The sequence below is a fragment of the Labrenzia sp. THAF187b genome (genome assembly GCF_009363375.1).
Taxonomy (GTDB): Bacteria; Pseudomonadota; Alphaproteobacteria; order Rhizobiales; family Stappiaceae; genus Roseibium; species Roseibium algicola.
This window is the reverse complement of the sequence record NZ_CP045344.1, coordinates 1408936-1433918: the sequence shown is the minus strand read 5'-3', so window position 1 is coordinate 1433918 and position 24983 is coordinate 1408936. Positions and strand designations below refer to the sequence as shown.

Genomic DNA, 24983 nt, shown 5'->3' with positions numbered 1-24983 from the left:
TGAAAAATTCCCGCCCGGGACAACAGATAATTCTTTAGAGCCATGTCCGCAGACACATCACGTCCAGCCACCCCGGAGGATCTGAAGGCAAGCGAAGCGGTTTCGCCCTCGAGCAAACTTGCGCGCTTTCCCGCGGAAGAACCGCTGGAGCTCGATGCCGGCGTAAAGCTTGGCCCCTGGCAGATTGCGTATGAAACCTATGGCGAGCTCAACGCGGACAAGTCCAACGCCGTCATCGTGTGTCACGCCCTCACGGGCGACCAGTATGTGGCCTCCACCAATCCCGTGACGGGCAAGCCCGGCTGGTGGAGCCAGATGGTCGGCCCCGGCAAGCCGGTCGACACCAATCATTATTTCGTTATCTGTTCCAACGTCCTCGGCGGCTGCCTCGGCACCACAGGACCTGCCTCCATCAACCCGGAGACAGGGCAGCCCTACGGCCTTGCACTGCCTGTCATCACCATTCGCGACATGGTCCGGGCACAGGCGCGCCTTGTCGATCATCTTGGCATCGACACGCTGTTTGCGGTCATCGGCGGCTCCATGGGCGGCATGCAGGTGCTGCAGTGGGCAGCCAGCTATCCCGAGCGCGTGTTCTCGGCCGTACCGATTGCCGCGGCAGCGCGGCACACGTCCCAGAACATCGCCTTCCACGAAGTCGGCCGGCAGGCAATCATGGCCGACCCGAACTGGTGTGCCGGGAGTTACCTGCAGGAAGGACAAAGGCCGACAAAGGGCCTGGCGGTTGCCCGCATGGCGGCACATGTCACCTACATGTCCGACGAGTCCCTGCACCAGAAATTCGGCCGCAACCTGCAGGACCGGGACAATGTCACCTTTGGTTTCGACGCGGATTTCCAGATCGAGAGCTATCTGCGCCACCAGGGCATGACCTTCGTCGACCGGTTCGACGCCAATTCCTATCTCTATGTCACCCGGGCGATGGACTATTTCGACCTGGCGCATCAGTTCGGCGGCTCTCTGGCGAACGCCTTCAAGGGAACGAAAACGCGTTTCTGCGTCATGTCGTTCACATCCGACTGGCTGTTCCCCACGTCCGAAAGCCGGCGCGTGGTCAAGGCGCTCAATGCGGCGGCGGCCAACGTCTCCTTTGTCGAGATCGAAAGCGACCGCGGCCACGACTCGTTCCTGCTGGACGTGCCGGAGATGTTCCAGACGATTTCCGGCTTCGTCACCGGCGCAGCACACGCCCGCGGCCTGCCCGCCCCCGGCGAGGAGGCCTGATCCCGTGAACCTGGCTCCAAGACAGACCAAGAGCGGAGACGTGCGCGGCGACCACAAGGTTGTCGCCTCGCTGGTACCGCACAATGCCCGCGTGCTCGACATCGGGTCCGCCGACGGTGAGCTGCTCGACCTTCTGGTGCGCGAACGTCAGGTGGACGGACGCGGCATCGAACTGTCCCAGGAAGGCGTCAACCGCTGCGTTGCCCGCGGCCTGTCGGTGATCCAGGGCGATGCCGACCAGGACCTGTCCGACTATCCGGACGGGGCCTTCGACGTCGTCATCCTGAGCCAGACCCTGCAGGCGACCCGCGAACCGAAAAAGGTCGTCAGCGAGCTCCTGCGCATCGGCAATCAGGTCGTGATCTCGATCCCGAACTTCGCCCACTGGCGCAACCGGGCCCAGCTCATGTTCCGCGGGCGCATGCCGGTGACCAAGTACCTGCCCTACGAATGGTACGACACCCCGAACATCCACTTCTGTTCCCTGCGGGATTTCGTCGAACTCTGCCGGGAACTGGACGCGAATGTCGAAAAGGCCATCGCCCTCAGCGGCCGGGGCAACAAGATCCCGGTCAACGCCCCCTGGTGGGTGTGGAACATCGTTGCCGAACAGGCCGTGTTCCTGCTGAAGCGGTAAGCTGGTTCGATACCCTTCGGCCGTCATTCCGGACAAGGAAGGCGAAGCCGAACGCAGATCCGGAACCCAGACATATTTCGCGCGATTAGCGCACCGATAAAACCCTATCGAGTTCGCTGCGCTCACACTGGCGTGCTGGATTCCGGATCGTCGCGCAGCCTTCTGCAGCGCTAGTCCGGAATGACGGCTCAGAGGCTGTTAGCAGTCGCCCGTCTCCGCCCGATGCACGGACCTGACAGGCTTCAGTCCTGTCGCAACGCCTTCGGGAATGAAGACAGGCCGCAGAACGCGGAAGCGGCTTTTCTTGCCGTCGACGGGCAGGCTCTGGAACACGACCTTTTCCGCTTCCATGATCAGAACACCGCCAAAGGCGGGCCAGATGCGGCGGCCGATGCCTTCCCAGGTGCGGGCCGCACGCAGGATGGTGCGGGCGCGCGAGGGCGGCATGAAGAGGGCTTCCTTGTCCTCGGTCACGTTGAACTGGCAGCTCTTCAGAAGATCCTTGAGCTGACTGCCCGAATAAGGCCGGCCATAGCCGAAGGGGGAAAGTTCCGACTGTGCCCACAGGCCGCGCCGGTTCGGCACGACGGCAATCAGTCGCCCGCCCGGCACCAGCACCCGCCAGGCTTCCCTGAGAACCGCCGCAGGGTCCGAACAATGGTCGAGAGCGTGTACCAGCATCACCCGGTCGAAATAGGCATCGGGAAACGGCAGGTCCTGGTCTTCCACCAGCGCACAGGCGCTTTCCCGCTCGCGCGGCCAGTGAACCGCACCCTGAGGGGCGGGCATGGCGGCAATCGCCCGGTCAACCGTGTCGAGGTAGGGCCGCATGAACGGGCCCGCGTAACCGATACCGAGCAGAGCCTGGCCGGTAAGGTCCGGCCACATCTTGCGGATAGGCGCGCCGATCAGGCTGCGAAGCAGCCTGCCGAGTGGCAAATCGTAAAAAGCGCGCAAATGAACGACGTCGAGATACATTCAGCCTTGCTCGGTCAAGAAGGGTCGCGGCGATTGAACATGGAACGGCGGGAGAGCGCAAGATCTCTTGCCTTGCCCTTGGCGCCTGACTTTGCCAGTCTGCATCTCAACCAACAGATCTCAGCAGGGAGCCGTTTCATGGCCTTGAGCGACACCACCGAAATTCACCAGTTTACCTGTCTCGACGACAATTTCGGCGTGCTGATTCACGACACTGACAGTGGAACGACCATTGCCGTCGACGTGCCCGACGCCGATGCCTACGAAAAGGCGCTGGAGCAGACCGGCTGGGCGTTGACGCATATTCTGATCACCCATCACCATTGGGACCATGTCCAGGGTCTCGGCACACTCAAGCGGAAAACTGGCGCGACCGTCATCGGTCCCGAGCGTTCGCGCCTGAAGATTGCCGAGTTCGACCGCACCGTGGAAGACGGCGACGACGTCCGGTGCGGACCTTACGAGATCAAGGCAATCTCGACCCCGGGCCACACGCTGGATCAGATCTCCTGGCACATCGCCTCCATCAAGGTGGCCCACACCGGCGACACTCTGTTTTCGCTCGGGTGCGGCCGTGTGTTCGAGGGCGACAGGGACATGATGTGGTCGTCGCTTGCCAAACTGATGCGCCAGCTGCCCGATGACACCACCATCTACTGCGGCCATGAATACACGCAGGCCAACGCGCGCTTCGCCCTGACCATCGACCCGGACAACACCGATCTGAAGGCACGGGCAGACGAAGTTGCCGCGCTGCGCGAGAAAGGCGCCGCGACATTGCCGACGACCATGGCGAAAGAGAAAGCAACGAACCCGTTCCTGCGTGCAGGTGAAGCTTCTGTCGCCGCTGCTCTCGGCATGGAAGGCAAAAGCGCTGCCGAAGTCTTTTCCGAGATCCGCATCCGCAAGGACAACGCTTGATCATACCTATAGGACCCGCAGCAGAAATCTTGCGCCGCCTTCCGGTTTTTCTTGGCCGGAAGGCTTAAAACAACGGCTGGTTGCCCCCATATGCACGCTATCGTGATCATGAAGGGGCACACACCATGACACCTGCGAGTTCCGAAGACCATTTGACACGCTCCGCGGAGCAGCGCGCACGGGACGTGGTCAGCCGCATCGTCGGCCAGGCCGAACCGATACCGGGTCATCTGGGCGGCGGACACAGGCTGGACATGCAGCTCCTTTACGAGGAAGTGGTTGCGGCCCTGCGCGAAACCATTGATGATCTGGCTTTCTGCACCGGGTCGAAATCCTCCTGAGCGATCCCGTCCCGGAAATCCAGTTGATCCAGCCGGGACTTTTCATGACTTCTACTGCCAGCCTGACCACCGAAAAGATCGTCGACCTTCTCGACATGCAACCGCACCCGGAAGGTGGCTTTTATGCCGAGACCTTCCGCGACAGCGTCACCGATGATGGTGGCCGGGCTGCATCCACCCTGATCTATTTCCTGCTTCCCGAAGGCGTTCTCTCCCGCTGGCACAAGGTTGACGCGGTCGAGACCTGGCACTGGTACGCCGGCAGCCCGCTGGAACTTTCCATCAGCACCGACGGCACCACCCGGGAGGTGATTACCCTGGGCAACGACCTTCTGGCCGGCGAACGCCCCCAGGGCATCGTTCCCCGTGACGGCTGGCAGCAGGCCCGCTCGCTCGGCGCATGGACCCTGGTCGGCTGTACGGTTGCCCCCGGATTTCAGTTCGAAGGCTTCGTCATGGCACCGGAAGACTGGCAACCGGGAAGCTGAATTTTCGCTCCCTGTTCGATTCCTCGGAACCATTTCCTGTTTGACGAGTTCTCTCTCCAACGAAAGGAGAGAGGCATGAACGGTATCATCTATCTGGTCGGTCTCGTCGTCGTTGTCGGCGCGATCCTGTCCTTCATCGGACTGGTCTAACCTAGCCCCGGTAACTCTGCCGCGCCCCCGGCAGACGATCTCCAACAGTTTGGGCCGGACGCAAGCCCCCGCCACGAACGGCCGCCCCCTACCGTTCACCCAGCGTCCGGCCCTTTTCCGTTTCTGGTAAGGAATTGAACATGCACAACATTATCTATCTCGTCGGACTTGTCGTCGTGGTTGTTGCCATCCTGTCGTTTCTCGGCCTCGGCTGAGCCGGGGTAACCCTCAACGTATTGCAGGTTTAGCGACCACGCCCTCTGGCACCGCCCGCTGGTCGGCCCGCCAAACATTCTGGCGGAGCCGACTTACAGCGCTTACCGATCGTGAAAATGCCGGGATGGCGGAAAGACCAGGGGAATGAAGTACTCGCACTGGTTACAAGCTGCCGCACGCGCGGGATATCTTTCGCGCGGCATCGTCTATGGCATCATATCCTTCTTTGCCATTCTCGCATCCATCGGCGCAGGCAGCAGCAAGGGCACGAAAGGTGCCCTTGTCACTCTCTTGTCCCAACCCTTCGGCTCTGTTCTGGTGGCTGTCCTGGTGACAGGCCTGTTCGGTTTTGTCGTCTGGCGGCTGGTTCAGGCCGTTCTGGACGCGGACAACCATGGACGGGACCTGCAGGGGATCGTCGTGCGCCTGGCCCTTCTGGCAAGCGCCGCCACCTATAGCGCGCTCGCACTCTACGCCATGGGCCTGCTCGGAATTACGGGCACGAATGATGGCAAACTGCTGCCGGGCCTGATGAACGCTATCTCCCAAGCTCTTGGTCAGCGTCTATTCGTGGCTGGCTTGTCCCTTGTCTTTCTGGGAATAGCGGTTGCGCACTGGTGGAAGGCCTGCTCAGGCAGATACAGCAAGCACTTCGATGAAAATGAAGCCCCGATGCGGGTTGTTCACATCGTGTCGGTTCTTGGCCTCGGTGCACGCGGGATCGTGTTCGCCCTTCTGTCGGCAATGATCTGGCTTGGCATCGAGGGCGCCTCAACCTCCGGCGGCGATCTGCCGAGCACACTGGATGCGCTGAAATACATCCAGGGTTTGCCTTATGGGCAGGTCATGCTGTTCGCGCTGGCGGTTGGCCTGATGGTTTTTGCCATCTACTCCTTTGTCGAATCCCGATGGCGCAGGGTCAGCCTTTCCCGAGGCGCTGCGCAGGATTTGCTTTGTTAAGCGCCTGTCTTGTCAGGCTCACCTGGCTGCTTTCGCCCCGAATTCCTTCGGCGCATGTTCATCGAGAAGGTCGTCCGACTGGGCGGCTTTACGTTCCAGTTCAACCTGCTTTTCAAGATCCCGGTCGGCTTCCGTATCGTTCGGCATTTCTGCCGATTGCGGAAACGCTGCCTCTTTACGGGCGATCTTCCCGCGGTCCCGATCCCCCTCCTCCCTGTCCGGCAGCAGGTTTTCCAGCACAGGCGCATCGTCGAATCTCAGCCGGTAGATGGGCTCCGGCAGGGAGAAGCCGTTTGATTCAAGCGCGAGCTTGACGAGGCGCATCGCCTCGGACCGGGCCTTCTGGAAATCGGTCCGCGTCTGGTCAATCCAGCCTACAAAACTCAGAACAACGTTGGAATCTCCCAACGCTTCGATCCAGGCATCGGGGGAGGGATCCTGAAGAATGAACTCCTGGCGGCGAAGCGTCATGAGGCCAACGTCCAGCGCCTTGTCGAGGTTGCTTTCCGCATCGACGCCCAATTCGAAGACGAAGCGGCGCCGTGGATTGGTGGAAAAGTTGACGAGGGTGCTCTTGAAGACGATGGCGTTGGGGATGCGGATATGGTTCCCGTCCTTTTCCATCAGGATCGTTGCACGCGACGTGAGACTGATCACAAAACCCTCGTAGCCTTCAATCCGGACGAAGTCCTTGGGATTGAACGGCTGCCGGATGCTGAGCATGATACTGGCAATGTAGTTTTCGACCGTGTCCCGGACAGCAAAGCCGACCGCCAGACCCACAATGCCGGCTGCTCCAAGCAAGGTGCCGATGACGGCAGTGGCGCCCAGCACATCAAGCGCAAGCACGATCCCGATCGTGAAGAACAGGATCCTGATCAGCTGCCTGACAAGATCTGCAATGAAGGCATTGGGCGTGAGCCTGTTCCAAGGCCATTCAAACCGCGCGATCAGCAGTCCGGCCGCACTGGCCAGCATCCAGACGAGCAGGGCAACCAGGGCAAGTGGCAGATAGTTCACCCCTTGGGACAGGCGCGCCTGCAAGCGCTCGTAAACCGGAACGAGACGTTCCTCCAGGGCGGTTTCCTCGGTGAGATTGTTCTGGACCGCGACGACGCCGTCGACACGGCCGGCAAGCTCTTCGGCCTTCGTGGCAAGGCTTGCCTCGGTCACGGTTCCGGTCAGGTTGACCACACCCGATCTTACGACGACCGATATTCCGGAAAGTCCGTCGAGCTGGTCATAGATGCCGTTGATACGCTGCTCGATGGCCTGATCGTCGCCGGCACCGGGCACGGCGGTGATTGCTCCGGCAGGGCTTTCCGATTGTGAAAATGCAGGCAGTGCCCCCGGCAGAAACAGCACCAGAGCAACAAGAAACGAGTGCAACAATCTGGAAATCATGACGGCCTTTCCGCGCTTGTGCCCGGCTGCCGTCAGTAGAAGGGTTTCCGCGCGCGCCAGACTTCGACGCTAACTAAACGCACGTCGGGCTGTGAGGTTCCCCGGCACTGCTTTGCGAATTCGCAAGACGCCCGAACGAACGGATCCAGCGCCTTGCGGGACGCCCGCGTTAAGCCATGCCTGCAATCGCGCTGGCAAAATCCTTGGCCGAGAAGGGCTCGAGATCGGCCACACCTTCCCCAACACCAATGAAATGCACCGGCAATGCGTGCTTGGCGGCAATCGCGACCAGGATCCCGCCCCGGGCGGTTCCGTCGAGCTTCGTCATCACCAGACCGGTCACGCCGGCAACCTTGCCGAAGATCTCGACCTGGTTGAGTGCATTCTGGCCTGTGGTCGCATCGAGCGTCAGCAGGACCGTGTGCGGAGCTTCCGGGTCGTGCTTCTTGATCACGCGGATGACCTTCTCCAGCTCATCCATCAGCTCGGCCTTGTTCTGAAGCCGGCCGGCGGTGTCGACCAGAAGCACATCGACGCCCTTCGCCTGCGCTTCCTTCATCGCGTCATAGGCAAGTCCGGCGGCATCCGCGCCAGTATCGCGCGCAATCACTTCAGCCCCGGTGCGCTCACCCCAGATCTTCAGCTGTTCCACCGCAGCCGCACGGAAGGTATCGCCGGCCGCCAGCATGACGGTCTTGCCTTCCGAACGCAGCTTCTGTGACAGCTTGCCGATGGTGGTGGTCTTGCCCGTACCGTTGACCCCGACCATCAGCACCACATGCGGCTTCTTGCCGGTATCGAGATCAAGCGGCTTGGCGACGGGAACCAGCACCTTCTCAACCTCTTCGGACAGGATCGCCCGGACTTCCTCCGGCGAAATTTCCTTGTTGTAGCGTCCGTCGGACAGACGGTCGGTAATCGCCATCGCCGTGTCGACACCAAGGTCTGCCTGGATCAGGATATCTTCCAGCTCCTCCAGCATGGAGGCGTCCAGCTTGCGCTTGGTGAAGATCGAGCTGATGCCTTCGGTGAGCGATGCGGAAGACCGGGACAGGCCGTTCTTCAATCGCTGGAACCAGGACAGTTTCGGTTCTTCGGCAACAGGTTCCACCGGTGCGGCGGGCACTGGCGCAGCAACAGGCGCTTCTGCGGGGGCCGGCTCGACAACCGGTTCCGGTGCGCTTGCCGTTTCAGGCGTATGTATTTCTGGCGCCTGCGGTTCTGGGGCCTGTGTTTCTGGCACCTGTGTTGCAGGTTCTGGTGTTGCAGGTTCTTGGCTTTCGGGCTCTTCCGGCCGGGGCGCTTCAGGTTCCGGTGTTTCTGCCTGCTCGGGCTCGACGTCGGGTCCCGTATCGGTTGGCAGAATGTCTTCCGGCTCCACCACCGGCTTCATTGGCGAAAGTTCCGGAACGATACCAGGGCTGACATCCATTGCGATCGGCTGGAACGGCTCGTTCAGCGCCGCGACAGGCCGAACGTCCATCTCGACGTCGAGTGCCGGGTCGTCTTCCTGCGGTTCTGCGGATGTTGCTTTCTGTGCCGCATCTTCGGCGGCCGGAACAGCCTCGTCTTCCGGTTTGCTTTTGCCGCCGAAGAGACGTCCAAGAAAGCCGCGCTTTTTCTCGCTCATGAACCTGCCTTAAAAAATCTGCCCACTACTGCGTTCTTAAACTGTCGGCATCCACCGCCGAAGCCAAACCCTATACCTCATCCTGAGGAAGCGCTCAGCGCTGTCTCGAAGGATGGGCCACTTGCGCCGAGATTGCCGCCCATCCTTCGAGACGGCCCTTTGGGCCTCCTCAGGATGAGGGGTACATTGCAATTCGCCCCGGCTTCAATCCAATCTGACTCACACCACAGGCCAGCTCGTCACCACCCGATCCCTGAACCTTTCCTCAGGCAGCCCTGGAAAGGGCTTCGCCCAGAAGATGGCGGCCGGTATGTCCGATAATTCTGGTTTCGACAATCTCACCGGCATTGCCGCTGCCCAGCTCGACCTGCGTGAATTGTTCAGTCCGGCCAAGGCCTTCCTTCTCGATCAGCACGGGGCGGGTCTTGCCGACCTCGGCCTGAAGGTGCCTGACCAGGGCTTCCTCGCCCTTGGCCCTGAGGCGCGCGCCGCGTTCCTTCACGACGTTGCGCGGCAGCTGCGGCATGCGCGCTGCCGGCGTGCCATTGCGCGGCGAGAACGGAAAGACGTGCAGATGCGTCAGGCCGCATTCGTCGACGATCCGGAGCGAGTTCTGGAACATGTCCTCGGTTTCCGTCGGGAAGCCGGCGATGATGTCGGCGCCGAAAACCATGTCCGGCCGCAGGCGGCGAACCTCTTCGCAGAAGCGGATCGTGTCGGCCCTCAGGTGGCGCCGCTTCATCCGCTTCAGGATCATGTCGTCACCCGCCTGAAGCGAAAGATGCAGATGCGGCATCAGCCGTTCGTCTTCGGCGATCACCCGCATCAGGTCGTCATCGGCCTCGATGGAATCGATGGAAGACAGCCTCAGGCGCTTCAGGTCCGGAACCATCTTCAGGATCTTCGCCGACAGCGTGCCCAGCTTGGGGGTTCCCGGAAGATCCGCACCATAGGAGGTGATGTCGACACCTGTCAGCACGATCTCGTTGTAGCCGTTGTCGACGAGGCGCTTGATCTGGTCGATGACCACGCCCATCGGAACGGAGCGGGAATTGCCCCGGCCATAGGGAATGATGCAGAAGGTGCAGCGGTGATCGCATCCGTTCTGAACCTGCACGAATGCACGCGCGCGGCCCGTCAGTCCGTCTATCAGGTGGCCTGCGGTCTCTTCGACACTCATGATGTCGTTGACGCGCACTTTCTCGGTTTCGGAAACGCCGAAGGCGGCAACGTCCTGATAGGACTTGCGCTCAAGCTTTTCCGAGTTGCCGAGCACCAGATCCACTTCCTCCATGGAGGAGAAGGTCTCGCTTTCCGTCTGCGCGGCGCAGCCGGTGACGATTACCCTGGCGTTCGGGTTGTCGCGCTTGGCCTTGCGCACGGCCTGTCGGGCCTGACGAACCGCCTCGCCGGTTACGGCACAGGTGTTGATGAGGATGGCGTCCTTGAGGCCGGCAGCCTCCGCCTCGCGCTTCATGACTTCCGACTCATATGCATTGAGCCGGCAGCCGAAGGTCACGACATCGATGCTCATGACGCGGCTCCAGCCGCCAGCGGGGCGTCGCCCGTGGCGGTCTTGCGCCAGGCCAAAGTATCGAGATCGACCTCGCCTTCGAATTCCACTTCCGTCAGACCGGTCATCAGCACGTGGTTGTCGCTCTCGCGCCATTCGATCCCGATGGGACCGCCCGGCAGATGGATGGTGGTCTTGCGGCTGGTCCGGCCATCACGCGCGGCGGCAACCCCAACCGCACAGGCAGCCGTCCCACAGGCCAGCGTCAGACCGACGCCGCGTTCCCAAACCTTTACCCGGATCTGGTCGGTATCAAACACATGGGCCAGCGAAATGTTGGCGTATTCCGGAAAGATCGGATGGTGTTCCAGCAAGGGACCGACCCGCTCAAGCTCATAGGCTTCCACGTCGTCGACCCAGAAGATCGCGTGCGGATTGCCCATGTTGACGACGGCCGGTGTGTGCAGGATCGGATCATCGATAGGTCCGATCTGAAGTTCGATCGCACGGGTGTCGGCAAACTCTTCCGCGAGCGGTATTTCGTTCCAGGCAAGCCGCGGCACACCCATGTCGACAGTCACGCTGCGCGGGCCGTCGGCATCGAACGCGTGCAGCAGCCCGGCGCCGGTCTCGATGGTAACAAGCTCCTTGCCGGCTTCTTCCATCAGCAGACGGCCGATGCAGCGCGTGGCGTTGCCGCAGGCAGATACTTCGCTGCCATCGCGGTTGTGAATGCGCATGAAGGCATCGACACCCAGCGAGGACCGTTCAACGGTGATCATCTGGTCGAAACCAATGCCCGTCTCGCGGTCGCCCAATGCGGCAATGGCTTCCGGTGTCAGGCGCAGCGGTTTTGCACGCGCATCCCAGACCACGAAATCATTGCCAAGGCCGTTCATCTTCAAAAAGGGTCTGGTTTCAGACGCCATACCGGTCGCACTTCTTCAAAGCTTCAAGGAAAAGCGTCCGCCATCTTGCGGACATTTGCCCCTATATGGCGGAAAACACCGCAAATTACCAGTGGGGCAGGCAGTCATCGCAGATATGCGTAAACGCCCCAGCCCGTTATCACTTGGTCGTCATTGCAGGCTTGCCCCTGCAATCCATGCCGTGGGCTTTCAAAGCCGGAAGTGTAAGGAAAAGAACCGATCAAGCGGCTTGGATACCATGGACCTGCCATGGCAAGACGCGATGTGTTGGTGCCTCTACAGGCTCGCCGCGCTGAACGTGTCGCAGGCATTGAGGTCGCCGGACTGGAAACCCTTCTTGAACCAGCGCGCCCGCTGCGCAGAAGTGCCGTGGTTGAAGCTTTCCGGCACGACATAGCCCTGAGCCTGGCGCTGCAACGTATCGTCACCGATCCGGCTGGCCGCGTTCAGTGCCTCGTCGATATCACCTTCCTCGACAAACCCTTTCTGCCGGGCGGCATAATGCGCCCAGATGCCGGCATAACAATCGGCCTGCAATTCGACACGTACGGACAGGGCGTTGCCCTCCGCCTTGCTGAGCGTACGCCGGGCCTTCTGGAATTCCGGCAGCACGCCAAGCACGTTCTGGATGTGGTGACCGACTTCATGCGCCAGCACATAGGCCTGTGCGAAATCACCGGGCGCATTCAGCTGGTTTGCCAGTTCCTGATAGAAGGACAGGTCGATGTAAAGCTTGCTGTCGGCACCGCAGTAGAACGGGCCGGTGGCCGCACTGGCGTATCCGCAGGCTGATGACACCGACCCTGAAAACAGCACCAACGTCGGCTCCGGGTAAGTCGCACCACCGTTTTCGAAGATCTGGCTCCAGGTGTTTTCCGTGTCGGCCAGAACGACGGAGACAAATTGCGCTGTTTCCTGGTCGGCCGCACTGCGAGGGGCCTGCGTCTGATAGGACTGCGTATCGTAACCGCCCCCGCCATCCAGCTGTCCGAGAAGTGTCAGCGGGTTGATGCCGGTCAGCCAGGCAATGCCGACGATTATCAGGAGGCCCGTCAACCCGAGGCCACCACCTCTCACCCGGCGACCACCAACGCGCATGCGTGGTCTCCCGCCCATCGAACGCCTGTCTTCAACGTTGCTGCTGCCGCGGCGGCCTTTCCAGCGCATGTCCTTGTAATCTCCGTGAACCCGAACTTCGTCATACCAGACAAGACCGCGGAAACCTATGCGGTTGGCCGCAGTCTCTGCCTGTGAGACACTTTTCAAAAAACGCGGCAAGGCGCGTTCGGTTGCCCTCATTGCCAACGGAATCGTGATGCGGGTTACAGAGTTGGCGGTCATGCCGACCTAAAATTGCGTCCATGGGGCAGTTATGAAGGATAACGATCATGCCCGACGTAAACGCTCAACAGGCGCAACGCCTGATCAATTTCGCCACCGAGAGGCTTGGCCGGGTGGAAGGCGATGGCCAGTGCTGGACGCTGGTCGACAACGCTTTCCGGCACGTCGGCTTCAACAAGCCGGCGTCCACCTATGTCTGGGGACGGGTGATCAACAACCTGTCGGACGCCCGGCCGGGTGACGTCTTCCAGTTCACCCGCTTCGAAGTCACGGTTCGTGTAACCCAGCCCGACGGCAACTGGGAGGAACAGACGATGTCTCGCGGCGAACCGCGGCACACGGCGATCCTCGAAAGCGTCAACGGCAACAGGGCAACCTTTCTGGAAAGCAACGTCACCGACGACCAGACCGTCAAGCGCAACGGTTTCGGAATTCGCACGGCAACGACGACCGATGACGCCGGTGTCAGGACCTCGACCACGGTCAGTGGCAGTTTCATCATCTACCGGCCACAGGTCAGTGCCAATCCTTAAGACTGTTCGGGCCGGCTCAGGCGTGGATCACCATCTCCGCGCCAAGGTCGATGTTCTGAAGAATCAGGCGCATGTGTTCCGGCGAAACGGCAACGCAGCCTTCCGTCGGCGAATAGCCCTGCCGCGCGATGTGAAAGAAGATCGCGCTACCTTGTCCCTTCACGGCCGGGTTCAGGTTGCAATCCAGCACGACGACGATGTCGTAGAGCCTGTCGTCGCGCCACATCTTCTCGTGGCTGGCTGCAAAAGGCAGTTGCACCGGCCTGTTGTAGAGACGGTGGCCAGGGTCGTCACACCAGCCGGACGCCGGTGTCAGCGGCTCGGTCGGCAGCAGCGTTGCCGGCGGCAAGCCCCGGTCCGGGCGATAGTAGACGTGCAGCAATTCGAACCGGCCCACCGGCGTGCCGCCATCGCCTTCGCACTTGCGCATGACGATGCCCGACCGGCCAAGCGCACACGGGACCGTGATCCGCCCAAGACTGAGCACGCCGCGTGTCCGGTTCAGAGGCGACGCACGAACCTCCAGCATTCCCGCCGATTTTTTCAAGGTTTTCATGATCCTGTCCGTTCCGCCTGTCCGCTCCGCCGGTCTTCTTGATAAACCACCCCTAAACCCCGCGTGAAGAAGAATTGACGGGACACCGCTTGTGCGGGAACAATTTCCCACGCACATAGAAGCAGGAACGCGCTTGTGTCCTTTGCACAAGTCGTCGTGAAGAGATTTTGGATTCTGGCGAGGGACGCGACGATGACCGCCCGCACGATTTTGATTGTCGATGATGATACCGAACTGCGCGAAGCGCTGGTGGAGCAGCTGTCGCTCTACGATGAATTTGAGACGATCCAGGCGGATTCGGCCACGTCCGGCATCGCAATGGCCAAGGAAGAGCACGTCGACCTGCTGCTGATGGACGTCGGCCTGCCGGACATAGACGGGCGCGAAGCGGTCAAACTGCTGCGCAAGGGCGGTTTCAAGGCACCGATCATCATGCTGACCGGTCATGACGGCGACAGCGACACGATCCTGGGGCTTGAGGCCGGTGCCAACGACTATGTCACCAAGCCGTTCAAGTTCGCCGTGCTTCTGGCCCGTGTCCGGGCACATTTGCGCCAGCACGAACAGAGCGAAGACGCCACCTTCGCCATCGGCCGCTATTCGTTCCGGCCCGCCGCCAAGGTGATGCAGGACGACAGCGGCTCCAAGGTTCGCCTGACGGAAAAAGAAACCTCCATCCTGAAATTCCTCTACCGTGCCGGCGAAAAGCCCGTGACCCGCGACGTGCTGCTGCACGAGGTCTGGGGCTACAATTCCGGCGTGACCACCCACACGCTGGAAACCCACATCTACCGCCTCAGACAGAAAATCGAGCGTGACCCGTCCAATGCGGAGCTTCTTGTCACAGAAGCCGGTGGATATAAGCTTGTGCCGTAACCGGTAATCGGCGTATTTCTTGGGCATGAGCCTTGCCCAAGACATTGCGATTCTCAAACAAATCCCGATGCTTTCGGACTTTCAGGACGATCAGCTGCGTCTGCTCGCCTTCAGCGCCGAAAGCATGGATTACAACCGCGGCCAGCGCCTGTTCGATCAGGGCGACCGCGCCGATGGCGGTTTGGTAATCACCAGCGGCACGGTCAGCCTGCAGACGAGGACCACGGACGGCTTTGAGGAAATCGAGCGCGTCGGTCAGGGCACACTGCTGGGCGAGACGGCTCTTCTTGCGGAAAACAAGCGCCCTTGCCGGGCAGAAGCCGTTGACGGCGTGCGCATCATCCGCATTCGCCGCGCGCTCTTCAAACGCATGATCCAGGAATTCCCGGAACTTGCACAGCGCATGCTCGACCAGCGCGCCAACCAGTTCCGCCAGACGGTTTCAGCCCTGCGCCCCATCGGCGAAAAGATGGCCGAACTGGAGCAGATCAACGCCGAACGCCGCGTGCGCGACGACGAGAAACAGTCGTAGGGCGAAAGTCCCGACGCTGATTGTCTCGCAACTCAATCAGCGACAACTGAGCCTGGATCTTGGCGGATCTGTGTATTCCCCAGAGATAATCCTCACCTGTCGCAGCCAAGCTCATCAGAAGATAAGGGGATCGGCATGGATCCCATGGTCGAGCCATGGGATGACGGCAATGGGAAACCGGGAGACTCAGCCTACCCCCTCATGGGGTGGCTCACCAACCAGACCGGTTCCAATTCCTGAGCCCCCTCTTTCCGTCATTGCCGGGCCAGACCCGGCAATCCATGCCGTGACCTTTCCGCATGGAACCACCCGACCAGGATGGGGGCGCTCGACTTGGGTCCGAGGGCCAAGCCACGCCATGTCGGTTGTGAGTGAAGGTTCGGCGATACTTTACGCCCGTTTCAGCCCCAGCTTGGGGCCGAGCAATCCGCCGATCCATTGAACCATTGCCGCCACGCCAACCCCGAGCCCGATGATCCCGACCCAGATAGCCGGACGGATTGCAACGGAAAGGGCAAAGTTCGCCTGGAACACCCGGTCGGCAGGAATGCCGGTGGCAAGGGCGTACCAGGCAAATTCGATCCCGGCAGTCCCTGCAGCTGCCAGCAGCGCGCAAACCGCCAGAACCAGCGGGTTGGCAAGGCTGAAGCCTGCCTTGACCGCAAGTCTGTAGGTCATCAGCAGCACGAACAGGCCTGCCATCAAGGTGGCCTGCGTGACGTCCGACTTGGACTGCAGGAAGAAGTGGAACAGCATGAGACCGCCGATCGGATAGATCAGGGTGTGCAGCCGCTGCCAGTTCCGCCCGAGTTTGCGGATGGCGCTGTCGAAGGAGGTCGCACCCAGCACCGCCAGCCCGAACAGCGCGACAAAGCCGATGGTCAGATAGAAACGCAGAACGATTTCAGACACGACCTTGCTGAGGTTCCAGCTTTCCTGCGCAGCGTAAAGCCCCAGGTGCAAGAGCGCATAGGCAAGCACTGTCACACCCAGCATGCGCCTGACACCGACGATCCTGTTCCAGGAGAAGATCCTCCGGAGCGGGGTGACCGCCAGGGTCACAAGCAGGAAGCGCACCGTCCAGTCGCCACTGGCATGAAGCTCCATCTCGAAGGGCTCCGGCAGCACCGGTCCGAAGGCGAGGCTGTAGAAGATCTGCAACGCCGGAAGAAGCACGGCAATGAATGCAGCCAATCGCAGACCGGAAAGGTTGCCGCGTCGGTCGGTCCAGGGAGCGTATGGTGCCAGGGTCATCATATCCATACGTTCGGACTATCGCACGAAACGTTCAAGGACACTGAAAAGCTTTTCAAGCCTGCGTGAAGAAGATGAGAGGCGGTTATCCAGCTTTCCCTGTCCCGCTTCACCGGCAAGCTCCTTTCGGCGCCGCCCCTTTGTATTCAATCCGACAGGAACCCGTGATACCCAGATGATTTGTCATCCCGGTTTGACGCGTCAGCGGCAAGACCGGGATCCAGTACGCCGTGGGATCAGACTTCGAAAACCTTGCGAACCCAATGAATACTGGATCCCTGCCTTCGCAGGGATGACAAGGTTGATAGGCTTCAGGACAAGACGGCTGAATGCGGTTCCGCGATCATGCAGCGGCGGTTCAGTCGCAGGGGTGAAGAAGCGAACCAAGGCGGTGAGCGGCGCACCAGAAAACTCCATTTAGCCCATTTGTCGACCAAGTTTTCAGCACGGCCGGCTTGCATCCGGTCGGAGCAGGACATCCGATTTGGAACCACTCATTTCCACATTCTTTGTCATCCCGGTTTGTCGCGTCAGCGGCAAGACCGGGATCCTGTACGCCGTGGGATCAGACTTCGAAAACCTTGCGAACCCAACGAATACTGGATCCCTGCCTTCGCAGGGATGACAAGGTTGATGGGCTTCAGGACAACACGGCTGAATGCGGTTGTCGTGATCGAACTCTGGAGGATTGACCCTGTGAGTGGAGGATCAGGTCTTGGCGACAAGTCGCGCGCCTTGAAGAACCTGAGGCAACCAAAACAAAAAAGCCGGGTCGTGAGACCCGGCTTTTCAAAAGTCATTGCAGTCCGGCTCAGACCCAGGGACGGTCGTTGCCCATCTTGCTTTCAAAGGTGTCGATTTCACCGGCCTTCGCCATGGTCAGACCGATGTCGTCCAGGCCGTTGATCAGGCAATGCTTGCGGAAGCTGTCGATCTTGAAGGCGATGTCGCCGCTTTCAAGACCTTTGATTTCCTGGCTTTCCAGATCGATCGTCAGCGTGAAGTTGGCGCCGCGCTCTGCCGCATGCATCAGGGTTTCCAGCTCGTCTTCGGAAACCTGGATCGGCAGAATGCCGTTCTTGAAGCAGTTGTTGTAGAAGATGTCGGCGAACGAGGTGGAAATCACGCAGCGGATGCCGAAATCAAGCAGTGCCCAGGGCGCGTGCTCACGCGAGGACCCGCAGCCGAAGTTGTCGCCGGCGACCAGGATCTTGGCATCGCGGTAGGCGGCCTTGTTGAGAACGAAGTTCTCGTTCTCCGATCCGTCGTCGTTGGTGCGCATTTCGTGGAACAGCGCGGTGCCGAGGCCTGTGCGCTTGATCGTCTTCAGGAACTGCTTCGGAATGATCATGTCCGTGTCGATGTTCACGATCGGCAACGGCGCTGCGACACCGGTCAGGGTCTCAAATTTTTCCATTCTTCTTCTCTCCTGAAAGGCCTGAAAACGGATGCCCGCTTACGCGGCAAGGCTGGTTGTCTGATCGACACCGAGCATCAGATTGAGGTTCTGGACGGCAGCGCCGGACGCGCCCTTGCCCAGGTTGTCGTAGACGGCAACGATCGCAGCCTGCGCCCTGGCGTCATTTGCAAAGACGTGCAGTTGCAGCTTGTTGGTGTCGTTGAGCGCCTGCGGATTGAGGCTGTCGGATTTCTCGAGTGCTTCCAGCGGCGCGACCTCGACAAATCCGCCGGGTGCAGAAGCGAAATGATCGGCGATCGCCGCATGCAGCTGCTCGCCCGTCGGCACCTTGGCAAGGCCTGCCAGGTTCAACGGAACCACCGTCAGCATGCCCTTGTAGAAATCGCCAACGGTCGGAGTGAACAGTGGAGCTGCGTCGAGCAGGCCATATTCCGTCATTTCCGGAAGGTGCTTGTGATTGAACCCGAGCGCATAGGGCGCAAACGAATTTGCGCTGGTTCCGGCAGCTTCGTAATCGGCAATCATGCCCTTGCCACCACCGGAATACCCGGAGATGCCGAAATAGGTCAGGTTGAAGTCCGCCGGCATCAGCTCTGCGGTGATCAGCGGACGAACCGCAGCGATCAGGCCCTGCGGCCAGCAGCCCGGATTGGCGACGCGCATGGCCGCGGCGATGATGTCGGCCTGGTCGAGGTCCATTTCGGCAAAGCCGTAGGCCCAGCCCTCGGCAACCCGGTGGGCGCTGGAGGCGTCAATCACACGGGTGGTGTCGTTCTCGATCAGGGCAACGCTTTCCTTTGCCGCCGCATCCGGCAGGCAAAGAATGGCAATATCGGCCTTGTTGAGGTAGTCGGCCCGGGCTGCCGGATCCTTCCGGCTTTCGTCCGGAATGGAGATCAGCTCAAGGTCGCGGCGCATGGCAAGGCGCTCGCGGATCTGCAGACCCGTCGTACCGGCTTCACCATCAATAAACACGCGCGCAACCATCGCCCGTTCCTCTCCCTCTCATGATCGCCGCCAGTTTCGAACCCCAGGGCCCGAAAGCCGTCAGGCAGATCGGTGCAAAATCGCAAGCGTCATACACCCAATCGCGCGGCTTGTCACCGCCGCGCGACGCTCCGTTATCTCAACGGGCCCTTGAGTGATACTCATCATTCGGGCGCATGTCGGACGCCGCAGCCACCCTGTTGGACATGTTGAAGAAGCCCGTTACCGAGGCGATGTCCCAGATGTCGCGATCCGTAAACCCGACATCGCGCAGGGCTTGCCGGTCGCTTTCCACGATTTCCGCCGGCTTCTCCGTCAACTTGACGGCGAAGTCGAGCATCGCCCGCTGCTTAGGTGAAAGGTCCGCAACGCGGTAGTTCATCACCATCAGTTCCCCCAGTACGGGGTCCCCGGAAAGCTCGCGCACCGCAGCACCATGAGCCGTCAGGCAATAAAAACAGCGGTTGACCGCTGATACCGCAACGGCAATCATCTCTCTCTCGAGCTTGGAGAGTGTACACTCGCCCAGCATGAGGTCGTTGTACATGTCGGTGAAGGCGCGCAGCTTCGTTTCGTCGAACGCATATGCCTTGAGGACGTTGGGAACGAGACCCAGCTTCTCCTGGCACAAGTCGAAATAAGCCTGTGTCTTTTCACTCAATGTTACATTTGAATCGATTTGCAAGGCCGTGACTTTACTTGACAATTTGCTCCTCCCGTCATGAAACCGTTTATGTCGCTGAAATATGAACTTAAGTCTTAGAACGAGCCAGCGACAGAGCCAAACCATACGATCGCCTAAGGGGATGGAAAATGCCGGACAAACACGACGTCGAGAAACTCAAACTCATCGACGCGGTCCAAGCAACCTTGAATCAGGAAGATCCGGCTCTCGCCGAGTTTTCCCGCGCCTTTTATGACCGGGGCGCAGCGGAAGACCTCGTGGCCTACACCGCGGAAGAGCTGACCGGCTTTGCCCGGGACGCCTGGCAGGATTTCCAGAACCACGAACTCGGCACGCATCGTGTCAGCATCGCCGATCCGGCGTTCAAGGCCCAGGGCAGCAAGGTCAAGGGCGTCTCGGTGATCGAGATCGTCAACGACAACATGCCCTTCCTGGTCGATTCCGTCATGGACGAGCTGCAGGAAAGCAAGATCGAAGTGCATCTGGTTCTGCACCCGATCTTCATCGTGGAACGGGATGACAACGGCACACTGACAACCGCCACGGCTCGCAAGAAACCACCGAAGCGGACCGACCGGCAGGAAAGCCTCATCCATATCCACGTGACACGGATTGATTCGCCCGAAGCCCGCGCAGCCCTCAAGGCGCGGCTCGACAAGGTTCTGTCCGATGTCCGCTCCGTCGTGTCGGACTTCAAGCCGATGCAGGAACGCCTGGCGGAGGCCATCGACACCTACAAGACCACGCAAATCCCCGGCAGCAGCGACGAGCTGTGGGAGGCAATCCACTTCCTGGAGTGGATGGAGAACGACAACTTCATTTTCCTCGGCATGCGCGAATACATGTTCGAAGGCGGTGTCGAGGAGGGCGAGCTTTCCCCCCATGAGGGCACGGGCCTCGGCCTCTTGTCCGACCCGGATGTGCGCGTTCTCCGCCGCGGCACGGAGTTCGTGCAGATCACGCCGGAAATTCGCGAGTTCCTGAAGAAACCCGAACCGCTGATCATCGCCAAGGCCAACGTGAAGAGCACCGTGCACCGGCGCGTGCACATGGATTACGTCGGCGCCAAGCTTTATGACGACGAAGGCAACATGAACGGCGAGCTGCGCATCGTCGGCCTGTTCGCCTCGACCGCCTATACCGAACCGACCAGCACCATCCCGTTCCTGCGCCGCAAGGTTGCCAGCGTTCTGGCCCGCGCCGGCTACGGGTCTGAAAGCCATTCCGGCCGTGCCCTCCGCAACGTTCTGGAAGCTTTCCCGCGTGACGAGCTGTTCCAGATCGAACGGGAGCGCCTGTTCGACTTTTCCATCGCCATCCTGCAGCTGGACGAGCGCCCGCGCATTCGCGTGCTGTCCCGCCCGGACAAGTTCGACCGCTATGTCTCCATTCTGGTCTTCGTCCCGCGTGATCGCTATTCCACCGAAGTTCGCCTGAACGTCGGCACCTATCTGGCCTCGGTCTATGAAGGACGCGTGTCGGCCTGGTACGTTACCTATCCAGAAGGTCCGCTTGCGCGGGTTCACTACATCATCGGCCGCGATCGCGGGGAAACGCCGACGCCTCAGCAGGAAGAGCTGGAGGCCGCCGTTGCCGACATGGTGCGCACCTGGTCCGACAGTGTGCGCGATGCGCTCAAGGACGAATTCGCGCCCTCACAGGCCCGCAAGCTGGCCGATCGCTACGCGCTTTCGTTTCATGGTGGCTACAAGGAAGTCTACAACGCCCAGTCCGCGGTGTTCGACATCGTCAAGCTGGAAACCCTGTCCGACAAGAACGACACCACCATCACGTTCCACCGCCAGGCAGGCACCAGGGACAGCCGCCTGTCGCTAAAGGTCTATCACCGCGGTTCGCCGATCCCGCTTTCCGCGCGCGTGCCGCTTCTGGAAAACATGGGTTTCCGCGTGATCAACGAGCGAACCTACCGCATCACGCCGGCCGATGCCCCCATGTCCTACCTGCACGAAATGACGCTGGAATCGCGCAGCGGCGAAGACATCGTCTTTTCCGATCAGCTGCAACCCCGGCTGGAAAGCATGTTCATGGCAGTCTGGACCGGGCTGGCGGAGGACGACGGCTATAACCGCCTAGTGCTGACGGCGGAGCTTGCCTGGCGCGACGTGGCAGTGATCCGCGCGCTGTCGAGATACCTGCGCCAGGCCGGTATCCGCTTCTCCGAAGACTACATGTGGTCCACGCTCAACAACTACCCGAAGATCGCGGCCAAACTGGTGGAACTGTTCCACCTGCGCTTCAACCCGGATGTCACCGAAAAGGACAGGGACCTCGGCACGGAACGGCTGGAAAGCGAACTGACCGCCGATCTGGAGGACGTCGCCAGCCTTGACGACGACCGCATCCTGCGCCGGTTCCAGAACACGATTGAATCGATCCTGCGCACGAACTTCTACCAGCTCGACAAGAAGGGTCAGCCCAAGCCGACCTTCGCCTTCAAGATCAACAGCCGCCAGATCGACGACCTGCCCCAACCGCGTCCGTTCCGGGAAATCTTTGTCTACAGCCCCCGCGTGGAAGGCGTGCACCTGCGTTTCGGCATGGTTGCCCGTGGCGGCCTGCGCTGGTCCGACCGACCGCAGGACTTCCGTACCGAAGTGCTCGGTCTGGTGAAGGCACAGCAGGTGAAGAACGCGGTGATCGTCCCGGTCGGTGCCAAGGGCGGTTTCGTGCCCAAGAACCTGCCGCCGATGAGCGATCGCGATGCCTGGTTCAAGGAAGGCACCGAAAGCTACAAGATCTTCATCAACGCCCTTCTGGACGTGACCGACAACCTCGGTGAGGACAACATCCTGCCGCCGGAGCGCGTGCAGCGCTATGACGGTGACGACCCCTATCTGGTGGTGGCAGCCGACAAGGGCACAGCCACCTTCTCCGATACGGCCAACGGCATTTCGGAAGGAAGGCACTTCTGGCTGGGCGACGCCTTTGCCTCCGGCGGGTCCGCCGGCTACGATCACAAGAAGATGGGCATCACCGCACGCGGCGCCTGGGAAGCGGTCAAGCGGCACTTCCGCGAGATGAACCGGGATATCCAGACCCAGCCCTTCACGGCGGCCGGTGTCGGCGACATGTCCGGCGACGTCTTCGGCAACGGCATGTTGCTGTCGAAGGCAACCAGGCTGATCGCGGCCTTCGATCACCGCGACATCTTCATCGATCCGGATCCGGACCCGGCAAAGACCTGGGAAGAGCGCAAACGGATGTTCGACCTCGGTCGCTCGTCCTGGAAGGACTACAACACAGACCTGATTTCCAAGGGTGGCGGCATCTTCTCGCGCCAGCTGAAGTCCATTCCGCTTTCACCGGAAATGCAGTCCCTGCTCAACCTGAACAAGGGCAGTGCAACGCCGCAGGAAGTGATGACCGCCATCTTGAAGATGGAAGTCGACTTGCTGTGGTTCGGCGGTATCGGCACTTATATTCGCGCCAAGTCGGAAACGGACGCCGATGTGGGCGATCGCGCCAATGACCCGATCCGCATCACCGCATCGGAAATCGGCGCAAAGGTGATCGGCGAAGGTGCCAACCTCGGCCTGACCCAGCTCGCCCGTATCGAGTTCAACAAGAAGGGTGGGCGCTGCAACTCCGATGCGATCGACAATTCCGCCGGGGTGAACTCCTCGGACATGGAGGTCAACATCAAGATCGCCCTCGGCGCCGCGGTGAAATCCGGCAAGCTGACCATCGAGCAGCGCAACGAACTTCTGGCCGAAATGACCGACGAGGTCGCCGAACTCGTGTTGCGGAACAACTACCTGCAGACCCTGGCCATCTCCATGACCGAACTGCGCGGCATGGAAGACTTCGGCTACCAGGTGCGCATGATGCGCCAGCTGGAACAGGCAGGCCTTCTGGACCGGGTGGTTGAACAGCTGCCAGACGAGGCAACACTCGACGAGATGCGCAAGGCCGGGCTGCTGCTGACCCGCGCCGAACTGGGCGTGCTGCTGGCCTATGCCAAGATCACGCTTTACGACGCGCTGCTGGAAAGCTCGGTTCCGGACGACGATTATCTGGCGCGCGAACTGTTCCGCTATTTCCCGGACCAGATGGCCGACACCTACAAGGACGAGATCAGCGGCCACCGCCTGCGGCGTGAAATCATCGCCACGATGCTGGCCAACTCGATGATCAACCGGGGCGGGGCGACCTTCATCACCCGTCTGCGTGACCAGACCGACGCAACCGCGACCGAAATCGCTCAGGGCTTCGTTGCCGTGCGCAACAGCTACGACCTGACCGATCTCAACACGGAGATCGACCAGCTCGACACGAAGATCGACGGCGCTCTGCAGCTGGAGCTCTATTCGGAAATCCAGTCGCTGCTTCTGGAACGGGTCGTCTGGTTCAAGCGCAACGTGTCCTTCGACAAGGGCCTGTTTGCCGTTGTCGAGCGGTTCCGTGCCGGTATCGCCGCGCTGCGCGACCGCCTGGAAGCGGTCTTGCCGGAAGAACCCGCCGCGGTCCTGGCGGAGCGCACCGCAGCCTTCGTGGAGCAGGGTGTTCCGGAAAGCCTCGCCCGGCGGATCGCCTGGCTGCCGGCCGAGCGGGCCATTCCCGATATCGTCATCGTGTCGGAAGAAACCGGGGCTGATCTGGATACGGCTGCAAGGGCCTATTTCGAAGTTGCTCACCACTTCCAGCTCGGTGCGATGCTCGAGCTCGCCAACGATCTCGACGTCCGGGACTACTACGACGGCCTCGCACTCGACCGGGCACGGGCCATGCTGGTCTCCGCGCAGCGCGCCCTGGCCATCGCGGCGGTTCGCGCCGGCGGTTTTACAAGCTGGCTGGAGGAACACGAGGCGGAAGTGGGCCGGCGCAAACGCTCGGTTTCCGAAATCCTCGACGGCGGTCTCAGCGTGTCGAAATTCTCCGTGGCGGCAAGCCTGCTCGCGGAAATCTGCGGCACCGCGTAAGCAATCGGAAATCGCGTTATGGGGCCGGCAGTTCTGCTGCCGGCCTTGGCTTTTCAGCGGTATTGCCGTCGCCCCGGCACCGCTATGCGCGAGCGGGGAATGGAGAGCCAGCGGCACCCAAGGCAAAGCGTACCTTACCAAGATGGTCTTTGGCTCACCGATCCCGGATCTTCGCTGCGCTGCGTCCGGGATGACGCGGTTGGGGCCTTGAGGCCCTTGCACACGGACGTTTCGTTGTCCGCTTCTGGATCGCTGGAGGCCCACGGAGAGCGAGGCCCACCCTTTCGAGACAGCGCTACGCGCTTCCTCGGGATGAGGTGATATGTGTTGCCAGGCTGGTGAGAGGCCTACCTTCCCACACCCTCATCCTGAGGAGCCGCGCAAGCGGCGTCTCGAAGGATGGGCCGCATACGCCAACCGAAACTCTCTCCTGCAACTGACACCGGA

General features: G+C 60.9%; 21 protein-coding genes. 10 read left to right on the top strand and 11 right to left on the bottom strand.

Annotated elements, in window-relative coordinates; translation table 11 throughout:
* The first annotated feature begins 42 nt into the window (after positions 1-42).
* Complete coding sequence (locus FIV03_RS06625) at positions 43-1245, top strand: homoserine O-acetyltransferase (protein ID WP_055660107.1); 1203 nt, start codon at positions 43-45, stop codon at positions 1243-1245.
* A gap of 4 nt (positions 1246-1249) precedes the next feature.
* Positions 1250-1882 carry a methionine biosynthesis protein MetW gene (metW, locus tag FIV03_RS06620; RefSeq protein WP_152509071.1) on the top strand — a complete coding sequence of 211 codons (633 nt, stop codon included), beginning with the start codon at positions 1250-1252 and terminating at the stop codon, positions 1880-1882.
* A 198-nt stretch (positions 1883-2080) separates the two neighbouring features.
* Here metW and FIV03_RS06615 read toward each other — a convergent pair whose 3' ends face one another.
* Complete coding sequence (locus FIV03_RS06615) at positions 2081-2860, bottom strand: class I SAM-dependent methyltransferase (protein ID WP_152509070.1); 780 nt, start codon at positions 2858-2860, stop codon at positions 2081-2083.
* Between the two features lie 138 nt (positions 2861-2998).
* On the opposite strand from FIV03_RS06615, the gene gloB reads away from it, so the two are divergent.
* The 4 genes from gloB (at position 2999) to FIV03_RS06595 (ending at position 5936) form a co-directional block, all read left to right on the top strand.
* Positions 2999-3781 (top strand): hydroxyacylglutathione hydrolase, encoded by a 783-nt coding sequence (gene gloB / locus FIV03_RS06610; protein ID WP_152509069.1) that lies wholly within the window; start codon positions 2999-3001, stop codon positions 3779-3781.
* Between the two features lie 125 nt (positions 3782-3906).
* A complete protein-coding gene (locus FIV03_RS06605) occupies positions 3907-4122 on the top strand; it encodes a hypothetical protein (protein WP_023002583.1) in 216 nt (71 codons plus the stop codon).
* Positions 4123-4166: 44 nt separating this feature from the next.
* Entirely contained in the window at positions 4167-4610 is a 444-nt protein-coding gene (locus tag FIV03_RS06600) for a cupin domain-containing protein (RefSeq protein WP_152509068.1), read from the top strand.
* A gap of 510 nt (positions 4611-5120) precedes the next feature.
* The gene (locus FIV03_RS06595) at positions 5121-5936 is read left to right on the top strand and encodes a DUF1206 domain-containing protein (RefSeq protein ID WP_152509067.1); all 816 of its coding nucleotides are present in this window, start codon (positions 5121-5123) and stop codon (positions 5934-5936) included.
* 18 nt (positions 5937-5954) lie between these two features.
* Here FIV03_RS06595 and FIV03_RS06590 read toward each other — a convergent pair whose 3' ends face one another.
* From FIV03_RS06590 to FIV03_RS06570, 5 genes are all read right to left on the bottom strand, one after another.
* Positions 5955-7340, bottom strand: coding sequence for a mechanosensitive ion channel family protein (locus FIV03_RS06590; protein WP_209009880.1), 1386 nt, complete (start codon positions 7338-7340; stop codon positions 5955-5957).
* A gap of 169 nt (positions 7341-7509) precedes the next feature.
* The gene (gene ftsY / locus FIV03_RS06585; RefSeq protein WP_152509065.1) at positions 7510-8970 is read right to left on the bottom strand and encodes a signal recognition particle-docking protein FtsY; all 1461 of its coding nucleotides are present in this window, start codon (positions 8968-8970) and stop codon (positions 7510-7512) included.
* Between the two features lie 265 nt (positions 8971-9235).
* Positions 9236-10504 carry a tRNA (N(6)-L-threonylcarbamoyladenosine(37)-C(2))-methylthiotransferase MtaB gene (gene mtaB, locus FIV03_RS06580; protein ID WP_152509064.1) on the bottom strand — a complete coding sequence of 423 codons (1269 nt, stop codon included), beginning with the start codon at positions 10502-10504 and terminating at the stop codon, positions 9236-9238.
* Entirely contained in the window at positions 10501-11412 is a 912-nt protein-coding gene (gene dapF, locus FIV03_RS06575) for a diaminopimelate epimerase (protein ID WP_152509063.1), read from the bottom strand. Before dapF ends, mtaB begins: the two co-directional genes overlap by 4 nt.
* A 276-nt stretch (positions 11413-11688) precedes the next feature.
* Positions 11689-12579 (bottom strand): neutral zinc metallopeptidase, encoded by an 891-nt coding sequence (locus FIV03_RS06570; RefSeq protein WP_152511844.1) that lies wholly within the window; start codon positions 12577-12579, stop codon positions 11689-11691.
* 221 nt (positions 12580-12800) lie between these two features.
* Between FIV03_RS06570 and FIV03_RS06565 the strand changes: the two genes are divergently transcribed.
* Positions 12801-13286, top strand: a complete 486-nt coding sequence (locus FIV03_RS06565; protein WP_152509062.1) for a hypothetical protein — start codon at positions 12801-12803, stop codon at positions 13284-13286.
* Positions 13287-13302: 16 nt separating this feature from the next.
* On the opposite strand, the gene FIV03_RS06560 is transcribed toward FIV03_RS06565, so the two are convergent.
* Positions 13303-13842: a L,D-transpeptidase family protein gene (locus FIV03_RS06560; RefSeq protein ID WP_152509061.1), complete on the bottom strand. Its 540-nt coding sequence runs from the start codon at positions 13840-13842 to the stop codon at positions 13303-13305.
* A gap of 192 nt (positions 13843-14034) precedes the next feature.
* Between FIV03_RS06560 and FIV03_RS06555 the strand changes: the two genes are divergently transcribed.
* Complete coding sequence (locus FIV03_RS06555) at positions 14035-14718, top strand: response regulator transcription factor (RefSeq protein ID WP_023002571.1); 684 nt, start codon at positions 14035-14037, stop codon at positions 14716-14718.
* A 25-nt stretch (positions 14719-14743) separates the two neighbouring features.
* A complete protein-coding gene (locus tag FIV03_RS06550) occupies positions 14744-15250 on the top strand; it encodes a cyclic nucleotide-binding domain-containing protein (protein WP_077291410.1) in 507 nt (168 codons plus the stop codon).
* Between the two features lie 390 nt (positions 15251-15640).
* Here the strand turns inward: FIV03_RS06550 and FIV03_RS06545 are convergent, their stop codons facing one another.
* From FIV03_RS06545 to FIV03_RS06530, 4 genes are all read right to left on the bottom strand, one after another.
* On the bottom strand, positions 15641-16507 hold the full coding sequence (locus tag FIV03_RS06545; RefSeq protein ID WP_209009879.1) for a protein-methionine-sulfoxide reductase heme-binding subunit MsrQ: 867 nt from the start codon (positions 16505-16507) through the stop codon (positions 15641-15643).
* Between the two features lie 808 nt (positions 16508-17315).
* On the bottom strand, positions 17316-17921 hold the full coding sequence (gene leuD, locus FIV03_RS06540) for a 3-isopropylmalate dehydratase small subunit (protein ID WP_152509059.1): 606 nt from the start codon (positions 17919-17921) through the stop codon (positions 17316-17318).
* A 39-nt stretch (positions 17922-17960) separates the two neighbouring features.
* Positions 17961-18911, bottom strand: a complete 951-nt coding sequence (argC, locus tag FIV03_RS06535) for an N-acetyl-gamma-glutamyl-phosphate reductase (protein WP_152509058.1) — start codon at positions 18909-18911, stop codon at positions 17961-17963.
* 139 nt (positions 18912-19050) lie between these two features.
* Positions 19051-19617: a peroxidase-related enzyme gene (locus FIV03_RS06530; RefSeq protein ID WP_031270047.1), complete on the bottom strand. Its 567-nt coding sequence runs from the start codon at positions 19615-19617 to the stop codon at positions 19051-19053.
* Positions 19618-19724: 107 nt separating this feature from the next.
* On the opposite strand from FIV03_RS06530, the gene FIV03_RS06525 reads away from it, so the two are divergent.
* Positions 19725-24536 carry an NAD-glutamate dehydrogenase gene (locus FIV03_RS06525; protein ID WP_152509057.1) on the top strand — a complete coding sequence of 1604 codons (4812 nt, stop codon included), beginning with the start codon at positions 19725-19727 and terminating at the stop codon, positions 24534-24536.
* The last annotated feature ends 447 nt before the right edge of the window (positions 24537-24983 follow it).

Coding starts and splice junctions, on each gene's coding strand:
- FIV03_RS06625 (WP_055660107.1), top strand. CDS start 43: ATGTCCGCAGACACATCACGTCCAGCCACCCCGGAGGATCTGAAGGCA.
- FIV03_RS06615 (WP_152509070.1), bottom strand. CDS start 2,860: ATGTATCTCGACGTCGTTCATTTGCGCGCTTTTTACGATTTGCCACTC.
- gloB (WP_152509069.1), top strand. CDS start 2,999: ATGGCCTTGAGCGACACCACCGAAATTCACCAGTTTACCTGTCTCGAC.
- FIV03_RS06605 (WP_023002583.1), top strand. CDS start 3,907: ATGACACCTGCGAGTTCCGAAGACCATTTGACACGCTCCGCGGAGCAG.
- FIV03_RS06600 (WP_152509068.1), top strand. CDS start 4,167: ATGACTTCTACTGCCAGCCTGACCACCGAAAAGATCGTCGACCTTCTC.
- FIV03_RS06595 (WP_152509067.1), top strand. CDS start 5,121: ATGAAGTACTCGCACTGGTTACAAGCTGCCGCACGCGCGGGATATCTT.
- FIV03_RS06590 (WP_209009880.1), bottom strand. CDS start 7,340: ATGATTTCCAGATTGTTGCACTCGTTTCTTGTTGCTCTGGTGCTGTTT.
- ftsY (WP_152509065.1), bottom strand. CDS start 8,970: ATGAGCGAGAAAAAGCGCGGCTTTCTTGGACGTCTCTTCGGCGGCAAA.
- mtaB (WP_152509064.1), bottom strand. CDS start 10,504: ATGAGCATCGATGTCGTGACCTTCGGCTGCCGGCTCAATGCATATGAG.
- dapF (WP_152509063.1), bottom strand. CDS start 11,412: ATGGCGTCTGAAACCAGACCCTTTTTGAAGATGAACGGCCTTGGCAAT.
- FIV03_RS06570 (WP_152511844.1), bottom strand. CDS start 12,579: ATGCGCTGGAAAGGCCGCCGCGGCAGCAGCAACGTTGAAGACAGGCGT.
- FIV03_RS06565 (WP_152509062.1), top strand. CDS start 12,801: ATGCCCGACGTAAACGCTCAACAGGCGCAACGCCTGATCAATTTCGCC.
- FIV03_RS06560 (WP_152509061.1), bottom strand. CDS start 13,842: ATGAAAACCTTGAAAAAATCGGCGGGAATGCTGGAGGTTCGTGCGTCG.
- FIV03_RS06555 (WP_023002571.1), top strand. CDS start 14,035: ATGACCGCCCGCACGATTTTGATTGTCGATGATGATACCGAACTGCGC.
- FIV03_RS06550 (WP_077291410.1), top strand. CDS start 14,744: ATGAGCCTTGCCCAAGACATTGCGATTCTCAAACAAATCCCGATGCTT.
- FIV03_RS06545 (WP_209009879.1), bottom strand. CDS start 16,507: ATGATGACCCTGGCACCATACGCTCCCTGGACCGACCGACGCGGCAAC.
- leuD (WP_152509059.1), bottom strand. CDS start 17,921: ATGGAAAAATTTGAGACCCTGACCGGTGTCGCAGCGCCGTTGCCGATC.
- argC (WP_152509058.1), bottom strand. CDS start 18,911: ATGGTTGCGCGCGTGTTTATTGATGGTGAAGCCGGTACGACGGGTCTG.
- FIV03_RS06525 (WP_152509057.1), top strand. CDS start 19,725: ATGCCGGACAAACACGACGTCGAGAAACTCAAACTCATCGACGCGGTC.